Origin of the sequence: Acidovorax sp. sic0104 (assembly GCF_019219095.1) — a bacterium.
Classification (GTDB): domain Bacteria; phylum Pseudomonadota; class Gammaproteobacteria; order Burkholderiales; family Burkholderiaceae_C; genus Acidovorax.
On record NZ_JAHUWH010000018.1, the window covers coordinates 102,619 to 110,915 of the forward strand.

Annotated in this window: 5 protein-coding genes and 2 pseudogenes; 1 reads left to right on the plus strand and 6 read right to left on the minus strand. The window is 68.3% G+C overall.

Going from position 1 to position 8,297, the window contains the following annotated elements; genetic code table 11:
- Nucleotides 1–70 precede the first annotated feature (70 nt).
- The 6 genes and pseudogenes from KW835_RS22705 to KW835_RS26980 form a co-directional block, all read right to left on the minus strand.
- A complete protein-coding gene (locus tag KW835_RS22705) occupies nt 71–3,358 on the minus strand; it encodes an error-prone DNA polymerase (RefSeq protein ID WP_218386649.1) in 3,288 nt (1,095 codons plus the stop codon).
- 75 nt (nt 3,359–3,433) lie between these two features.
- A complete protein-coding gene (locus tag KW835_RS22710) occupies nt 3,434–4,942 on the minus strand; it encodes a DNA polymerase Y family protein (RefSeq protein ID WP_218386651.1) in 1,509 nt (502 codons plus the stop codon).
- Nucleotides 4,902–5,792: a translesion DNA synthesis-associated protein ImuA gene (gene imuA, locus KW835_RS22715; protein WP_218386653.1), complete on the minus strand. Its 891-nt coding sequence runs from the start codon at nt 5,790–5,792 to the stop codon at nt 4,902–4,904. Before imuA ends, KW835_RS22710 begins: the two co-directional genes overlap by 41 nt.
- A gap of 175 nt (nt 5,793–5,967) precedes the next feature.
- Complete coding sequence (locus KW835_RS22720; RefSeq protein WP_218386654.1) at nt 5,968–6,372, minus strand: VOC family protein; 405 nt, start codon at nt 6,370–6,372, stop codon at nt 5,968–5,970.
- Between the two features lie 32 nt (nt 6,373–6,404).
- Nucleotides 6,405–7,295, minus strand: a pseudogene (locus tag KW835_RS22725) (HD-GYP domain-containing protein); the annotation flags it as partial.
- A gap of 15 nt (nt 7,296–7,310) precedes the next feature.
- On the minus strand, nt 7,311–7,709 hold the full coding sequence (locus KW835_RS26980; protein ID WP_255593839.1) for a hypothetical protein: 399 nt from the start codon (nt 7,707–7,709) through the stop codon (nt 7,311–7,313).
- A gap of 473 nt (nt 7,710–8,182) precedes the next feature.
- Between KW835_RS26980 and KW835_RS26985 the strand changes: the two are divergent.
- Nucleotides 8,183–8,297: pseudogene (locus KW835_RS26985) on the plus strand (DUF4148 domain-containing protein); the annotation flags it as partial.

An 8,297-nucleotide genomic window follows, 5' to 3' on the forward strand; every position in this document is an offset into this window, starting at 1 on the left:
GGGGCTTTTTTCCATCGCCCCCCGCACGCGCGCCTGCTCGAACGTGCAAAGCCCGGAATCCAGCCAGGCTTCAATGGAAATCCCGGCTGCCCTGCAGCGCCTGCGCCATGCGCCCGAGCAGCGGGGTCAGGTCCTTGAAGCGCTGGGCCACCAGGTGCCGCACCACCATGGGTGCCCGGGCCTCTGACGACGGTGACGAAGTGCGCACCTTGCCAGCCGCGCCGTGCGCCCCTCCCTCAGGCACGCTGCACTGCCAGGTGCCCTCCACTGCCAGCAGCTGCGAGCGCAGCAGCGCATTGCGCCACGCGTCCACCATCGAGGGCCACACGATCACGTTGACGGGGCCGGTCTCGTCTTCAAGCGTGACGAACATCGTACCCTTGGCCGTGCCGGGGCGCTGCCGCACGGTGACGATGCCGCAGGCGCGCACCTTGCGGCCATGGGGCATGGCGCTCAGCTCCAGCGCGGTCAAAAGCCGCCAGCGCGCAAGGCGCGGCCGCAGCAGGGCCAGCGGGTGTCGGCGCAACGTGAGGCCGGTGGCGGCGTAGTCGAACAGAATCTCTTCGCCCTCCGGCGCGGCAGGCAGCACCAGCGGGGCCTCGTGCACCGGCACGTCGCGCAGCAGGGCCGGCGCGGCATGCTGCGCGGCGGCTTCCCACATCTGCTGGCGCCGGTGGCCCGACAGGCTGGCCAGCGCATCGGCCGCGGCCAGCGCCTGCAGGTCCTGCTGGGCCAGCTGCGCGCGCAGCGCCAGGTCTTCGGTGTTGGCAAAGGCAGGGCCGGCGTGTCGCGTCTGCACCAGGCGTTTGGCCGCCTCTTCGTGCAGGCTGGCCACCAGGCGCAGCCCCAGGCGCACGGCGGGCTGCGGCAGGGGCGGCACGGGCAGGCCCTTGTGGGGGCGCAGCGGCTCCAGCCCACCTTCCAGCGTGCAATCGACATCGCTCACGGTCACATCGATGGGCAGCACGCGCACGCCGTGGCGGCGCGCGTCCTGCACCAGCTGCGACGCAGTGTAAAAACCCATGGGCAGCGAGTTGAGCAGCGCGGTCAGAAAGGCTGCAGGCTCGTGGCACTTGAGCCAGCTGCTGGCGTAGGCCAGCAGGGCAAAGCTGTGGGCATGGCTTTCGGGGAAGCCGTATTCGCCGAAGCCCAGCATCTGCTGGAAGATGGCCTGGGCGAACTCCGTGCGGTAGCCGCGCGCCTCCATGCCCCCGATGAGCGGGCGCTCGAAGCGGTGAACCCCGCCCCGCCGCTTCCACGCCGCCATGGACCGCCGCAGGTCATCAGCCATGCCAGCACTGAAGCCTGCAGCCACCATGGCGATTTGCATCACCTGCTCTTGAAAGATGGGCACCCCCAGCGTGCGGGCCAAGGCTGCTTCGAGCTCGGGCTTTTCCAGCTCCAGAGGCAGGCCCTGGCGCCGGCGCTCCCGCGCCTTGAGGTAGGGGTGCACCATGCCGCCCTGGATGGGCCCGGGCCGCACGATGGCGACTTCCACCACCAGGTCGTAGAACTCGCGCGGCTGCAGGCGCGGCAGCATGCTCATCTGGGCACGGCTTTCAATCTGGAACACGCCTACGGTGTCGGCCGCGCAGATCATGTCGTAGGTGGCCGGGTCTTCGCGCGGGATGTCCTTGAGGCCCCAGCGCCCGCCGCGCAAGGCGGCCCGCAGGTTCAGGCAGCGGCGCAACGCGCTGAGCATGCCCAGGGCCAGCACATCGACCTTGAGCAGGCCCATGTCATCGAGGTCGTCCTTGTCCCACTGGATGACGGAGCGGTTTTCCATGCTGGCCGGCTCCACCGGCACCAGCCGCGTGAGCTTGCCCTGCGTGAGCACGAAGCCCCCCACGTGTTGGCTCAGGTGCCGTGGAAAGTCGATGAGGTCGCTCGCGATCTCCAGCCACAACCGGGCCGTGTGCCGGTGCATCGGCGTGCCCACGGCATCGGCCAGTTCCTGCAGCCGGTCGGTCGCGATCTCGGTGTCGAACCAGTGGTGGTCCTTGGCGAAGGCATCCACCAGCGCAGACCCCACGCCCAGCGCCTTGCCCACGTCGCGCAGGGCACTGCGGGTGCCGTAGGTGGTGACGACGGCGGCGATCGCGGCGCGGTCGCGCCCATATTTTTTGTAGATGTACTGGATGACCTCTTCGCGCCGGTCGTGCTCGAAGTCCACGTCGATGTCGGGCGGCTCCTTGCGCTCCTTGCTGATGAAACGCTCGAACAGCAGGTGCGATTCCTGCGGGTTGACCGCCGTGATGCCCAGCACGTAGCAGATCACGGAGTTGGCCGCCGACCCCCGCCCCTGGCACAGAATGTCCACGCTGCGCGCGAACTCCACGATGTCGTACACGGTGAGGAAATACATCTCGTAGCCGCAGTCCGCGATCAGCGCCAGCTCCTTGCGGATCTGGGCCGCGATCTTGTCGGGTACCCCTTCGGGATACAGCTGGGTGCCACGGGTCTCGACCAGCCTGGCCAGTGCCTGCGCCGGTGTCATGCCCGACGGCACCGTTTCCAGCGGGTACTGGTACTTGATCTCGTTCAGGTTGAAGGTGCAGCGCCCGGCCACGGTGAGCGTGGCCGCCAGCAGCTCTGGCGGGTAGATGCCCGCCAGCCGCACGCGGCGGCGCAGGTGGCGCTCGGCATTGGGCTGCAGCGCAAAGCCGCATTCGGCCACGGGGCGCCCCAGGCGCACGGCGGTGATCACATCCTGCAGCGGTTTGCGCGAGCGTGCGTGCATGTGCACGCCGCCCGCAGCCACCAGCGGCAAGTCCAGTTCGGCCCCCACCTGCTGCAGCGCAGCCAGCCACAGGCCATCATCCGCCGCCAGGTGCAGCTCGACCGCCAGCCAGATGTGTCCTTGTAAATTGGCATCGAATTGGGCCTTCGCGCTTGCTACACAAGCGCGAATAGCTATCAAATCTGCAGCATCAAGACACGATCGGCTGGGCGCCAGCAACAGCTCGCAACCTTGCAGCAGCGCGAGCGGGCTGCCCGGACCGACGTGGTACTGGCCCTTGGGCGCGGCGCTGCGCGCCGCCGTGATGAACTCGCACAGGTTGCCCCAGCCCTGGACATCGCGCGCCAGCGCCACCAGGCGCAGGTCGCCCCAGAGGAATTCGCTGCCCACGATGAGGTGCAGGCCCAGCGCCTGGGCCGCGCCATGCGCCCGCACCACGCCGGCGACCGAGCATTCGTCGGTCAGCGCCAAGGCTTGGTAACCCAGCTTCGCGGCCCGATCGACCAGCTCCCGGGGATGCGACGCTCCCCGCTGGAAACTGAAATTGGACAGGCAGTGCAGCTCGGCATAGTCGGGCAGCCCCGGCGTGCCGGCGCTTGGAGGCACGGGCGGGCTCATCGGAAGGCTCCGGCAGATGCAAGGGGCGCCGTGAAAGACAGGAAGGTGAACACCATGGGAGCGCTCCCAGCCACATCACCCGAAGATTCCATGCAGAAACCAGCGGTGCGGGCGCACAGAGGCCTGGGTGTCTTGCGACAGCCTTGCCAGGTGCTCACGAAACACCCACACCAGGCCGGCGACCTCGTTGTAGGCCACGAAGTAATCGCGCAGCGCCAGGCCGGCGTCGGGATGGGCCGGGTCGGCACCGTCCTGGGCAGCAGTCCACCACCCGGCTTCGAACCGGTGCGGCCCGTCCAGCAGGCGCAGCCGCCCGTGGTGGCAGGGCCGGTTGCCCTGCACGGCCAGGCGCCTGGGAGGGTTCAGCAGCCAGGTGGGCTGCAGTGCGGCATCGGGCGTGGCGTCCAGTGCCGCGTCGGTCGCCGCCGCCCTGGCTGCTGCCGTGGACACACGCCGGGCCGCCGTGCTGTCCGCAGGCGTGGCCACGCGCAGCACCTCGGCCGCCGGACGCCACTGCTGCATGCGCTCTGGCCGGTGGTCGGCCTGCAGGACCGGGGCAAGCACCCGGTCGGTGCCCAGGCGGGCCGACAGGCGCTCGACCAGCTGGTGCAGGGCTTCGGCCGGCGGTCCGCCTGCGCCGCCGTCGCTCCTGCGGTCATCGGGCGGCAGCAGGCTGGCGCTGCGGTGCGGCAGCGCAGCAGACTCCAGCAGCCGCAGCGCGATGTGGTTGGCCGGCGCGGCCAGCGTGGTTCGCGCCAGGTTTTCGGACAACAGCCGGCGCAGGTGGGCCATGTCCTGCGTGGCCTGGGCCGTGCGCACCTGCACCATGCCCGTGGGCGGCACGGCCACGCCGTCGATGCGGCGCAGGTCGTGCCGCCAGGTCAATTCCACCCCCTGTACTCCCTGCTGGCGCGCTTGCAGCCAGCCCTGCAGTGCCGTGAGGCAGCGACCCGCGCTCCAGAGCAAGGCATCGGCGGACTCTGCCAGCGCTGGCAGCTCGACGGACAACCCGAACGACTCGGGCAGCTCCAGCCAGGTGTGGGCCTGCGGCGCATGGCCCAGGGCCTGGTCCAGCGCCTGCAGCACGGCCGCACCGAAGCGCCGCGCCACGCCGGCGCGCGGCAACGCCTGCAGCGCCCCCCAGGTACGGCACCCCATCCGCTCCAGGCTGGCCACGTGGGGGCGCAAGGCTGTCAGGGTGTGCAAGGGCAAGCCCTGCGGCATGCGGGATGGCAAGGCACGCCCCGCCAGGGCCATGCGCAGCACGGCCTGCGCCAGCATCGCCGTAGGGCCAGAGCCCCAGACCAGGGCCGGACCATGTGGATGCGCGACCGGCCCACCAGGGCCCGTGCGCGTTCCAGCACCCGTGGCCGGGCCGGCCAGCGCCCAGGCCTCGCACACTTGCGCCAACAAGGCGTCGCGCCCGCCCCAGAGCCGCTCGGTGGTGGACACCTCCAGCAGCAGGGCCTCGCCATCGACGAGGGCAACGCGCGGTGTGAAGCGCAGCGCCCACCAGCCCAGCGCGCCCAGATCGGCGGGAGGCTCATCCTCCCAGCACGGCAGCGGCAGCGCGATCCAGTGCATGCCCCCTCCCCTCTGCCCCAGTCTCCTCGGGCAACGATGCGGCCGCATGGTGCCGTGCCAGCCCTTGCGCGGGTTGTACCGCCAATCCCATGCCGTGCGCCGCCTCGTGCAGGGCCTGACGGCGTGCGGCCTGGGCCGCAAGTTCCAGGGCCAGCCGGGTGTGGCATGCGGGCAGGTGAAGGTCCTGCACCAAGGGAGGTCCCCGGCGTTTGAGAATGTTCACCTCCATCGCCGGAAATGCAACGGCCTTGCCCTGAGCGCCCTGCCCTTGCCGCGAAACGCGTGTCGGTGACTGCACCTGCAGCCGCAGCAGCGCCGGCAATGCCTTGGGCGCTGCTGCCAACGGCCGAAACACCCACAACAGCTGTTGCTGCTGCGCAGCCGCCAGCTGCAGCCTGCGCAGTGCAGCCGGCTGCACCTGCGGAAGCCAGGCCATCACGGCCAGCACGTCGCGGCACCGCAAGGCCTGTTCCACCGCCCACAGTGCCGATGCGCCCTGGGCCTGCACCAGGCACAGCCGCCGGGCGGTCAACCCGCGCGCCTGCAGGACCGGACCAAAGGGTTCATACGGCGGCGCCACGCCGACCACCGCGCCAGAACGCGTCGCCAGGGCTTGCGCCAATGCGGGAAGCACCAGTTGCCATTCGTGCAGGCCCGGCAGGGGCTGCAGCACCTCGCTCAGCGCACCGACCGGCCAGCCGCCGCCAGGGAGCTGCTCATCCAGCAGCGCATAGCCTGAAGGCTGCGTCCGCTGCTGGTCCGCACTCAGCGAGTCCGCGTGCCATACGCCAGGGACGGCGGACGGCAGGTCGGATGTGGCCACCCGACGGGGAATACGCAGCGCAGACATGGGGAAAAGCGTCTTTCAACAACATTGATACTGTAAATATACACAGTATTTGGCTGTGTCTGCCAAAAGTTGCTGAAAGACCGTTCGGACAGCAATCCCCCGCGGCTGCGGGGGCAGGTTTCAAGGAACGGCCGCGCAGGCAGGCGCGCAGTCCTGCTTGATGCGCCAACCGCCACTACGCGTGGGCAGCAGCCGCGCCACTTCCATGAAAGACCGCCTCGATGTTGTAGCCGTCCGGGTCCAGCACGAAGGCCGCGAAATAACGTGCGTGGTACTGGGGACGCAGGCCGGGCGTGCCGTTGTCGCTGCCGCCTGCAGCCAGTGCGGCCAGGTGAAATGCGACCACCTGCGCCTCGCTGTCTGCACGAAACGCGATGTGCGACCGGGGCGTGAATGGCGGCCCTGCGGAAATCCAGAAATCCCCTCCAGGATCATCTCCGGGCGCAAGCTCACGGGCGCCGAAGCCCACGGCATCGTCCAGCGCCAGCCGCACGCCGTAGCCCAGCGTCGCCAGGACGGATTCGTAAAACTGCCGGCTGCGCGCAAGCTGGGATACCGTGATGCCCGTGTGGTCGATCATTCAGAACCTCCAATGTCCATGGCTGCCGCCCGCTACAGCTTGCGAATGGCCCAGTCGCACCAGTCCGCCACCGCCGCGTCTTCCGGTGTTGAGCGGTCAGGCAGCAGGGGCCACCGGCGGTGGCAGGCGTTCAGGATGCTTCTCAACTGCCACAGCGCTTCGCGGCCCACCAGGGCCACTTCGGCCAAGCCGATGGCATCGCCTTCGAGCTGGGTCATCAGTTCGCCTTGCTGCTGCGGGTGGGCGCCGGACTCCAGCAAGGTCTTTTGCAAGGCCAACAGGCGAGCGTCGGCAAATGCGAAGGCGCTTTCCGGCGACGGCTTGGCACCGCCTGGCACCGCCGCCTTGAGGCTGTTCCAGCAGGAAAAGGCCTCGGCCAGCAGATCGATCTGGCGCGGAGCGTCGTTGCCCAGGGGCATGAGCGACGACTCGCGGGCCACCTCCTCCTGCAGCAAGGGCAGGATGCAGGCCACCAGCGCCGCAGGAAACTTGCGGTGGTTGAGCCGCAGAACCAGCGACAGGCGCTGCGCCGGCATGTCTTCGTATTTTTCATAGAAGGCGGCCACCACCTCGGCCAGCAGCAGGATGCGCCCCAGCGGCGTGATGTCGGCGCCTGCCAGACCGCGCGGGTAGCCGCTGCCGTCCATGCGCTCATGGTGTTCGAGCACAGCCACTTCAGCCGCCTTGGCATACGCCCCGGTGTCGCGGACCATGAGCATGGCCGTGATGGGATGCGCCACCAGGTGCTTGCGCTGCACGCCCACCACCTTGTGGTCCGGGTCGCTCCAGGCCGGGTCCATGTGCAGCACCCCCAGATCGTGCAGCAGGGCCGCCGCCGCCAGGGTGGCGCAGTCGCGCTCGCTGAGGCCAGTCTTGAACCCCAGGAACAGTGCCACGGTCATCATCTGCAGACTGTGCTGAAAGAGCTCAGGGCGCTGCTAGCGCATCACCGTGAGCTTGCAGGCCATGGGAGCCGGCAGCGGTATCGACCGCAGCGGCGACAGCAGCCGTGCGCCCGAACCCAGCGCCTGGGCCAGCATGTTGGGCAGCGGTTCCTGCTCTATCAGCGCCTGGGCTGCGGCCATCAAGGCGGGCACGCCCACCGGGTTCTCTATGGACAGGTGGCGGTCGATGGGCTCGCGCAGCTTGTGCTGCACGAGTCGGTCGTACAAGCGGCTGTCGATGCGCGCCCCTTTCTCCACCAGCTTGATGCCGTTGTCGGTGTAGATGGCGGCATCGGCCACCACGGTACGCCGGTCGGCCATGTGGGTCAGGGCACGCAGGTAGTGGGGACTGTCTGCAGTATCGGTATCGGCCGGTACGGAAATGTCGGTCATGCAAAAGGCGCAAAAGCTTGCCTTCGAATATAAGACCTTCGGATGCCCGCGTTGCCGACAAGCGCCTCCAGCGCCGCCCAGGGGCTTGAGCCACATCAAGGGCGGCGATCAAGGCACAAGACCGTGGAGGCTGCCCAGCTTTGACCGCCGGCCGGACGGCAGGACGGCTTGTTGTGTACGATTTCACTGTCCCGAAATCGCATAGGTGGTTTCCAGCATAAAACGCCTTCCAGTGCCGCCACCAGCCTTATGGCATGGGTAAACCCTCAAAAGTTCCGCATTGATTGTTTCCAATACTGGAACAGTTAGTTTGCGACTCAGTGGTTTTTCTCTCGCTTCCACCCGCGTACAGTTCAACCCATCGATGAGCCGAACCCGCAAGGCGACTCACCGAACCCGGTCAGAAGCGGTTTCACCTGTTCGTCTTCTCTCCGGCTTTTTTGAGACGCTTTTTAACTTCTAAGGAAATCATCATGAACAAGACCGCACGCTTCCTGTCCATCGCCGCCGTGTCCGCTTTCGCAGCTTTTGGCGCCCACGCCGACGAAGCCGACGCTTCGCAATTCGCCACGAAGTTCGAAACCAACC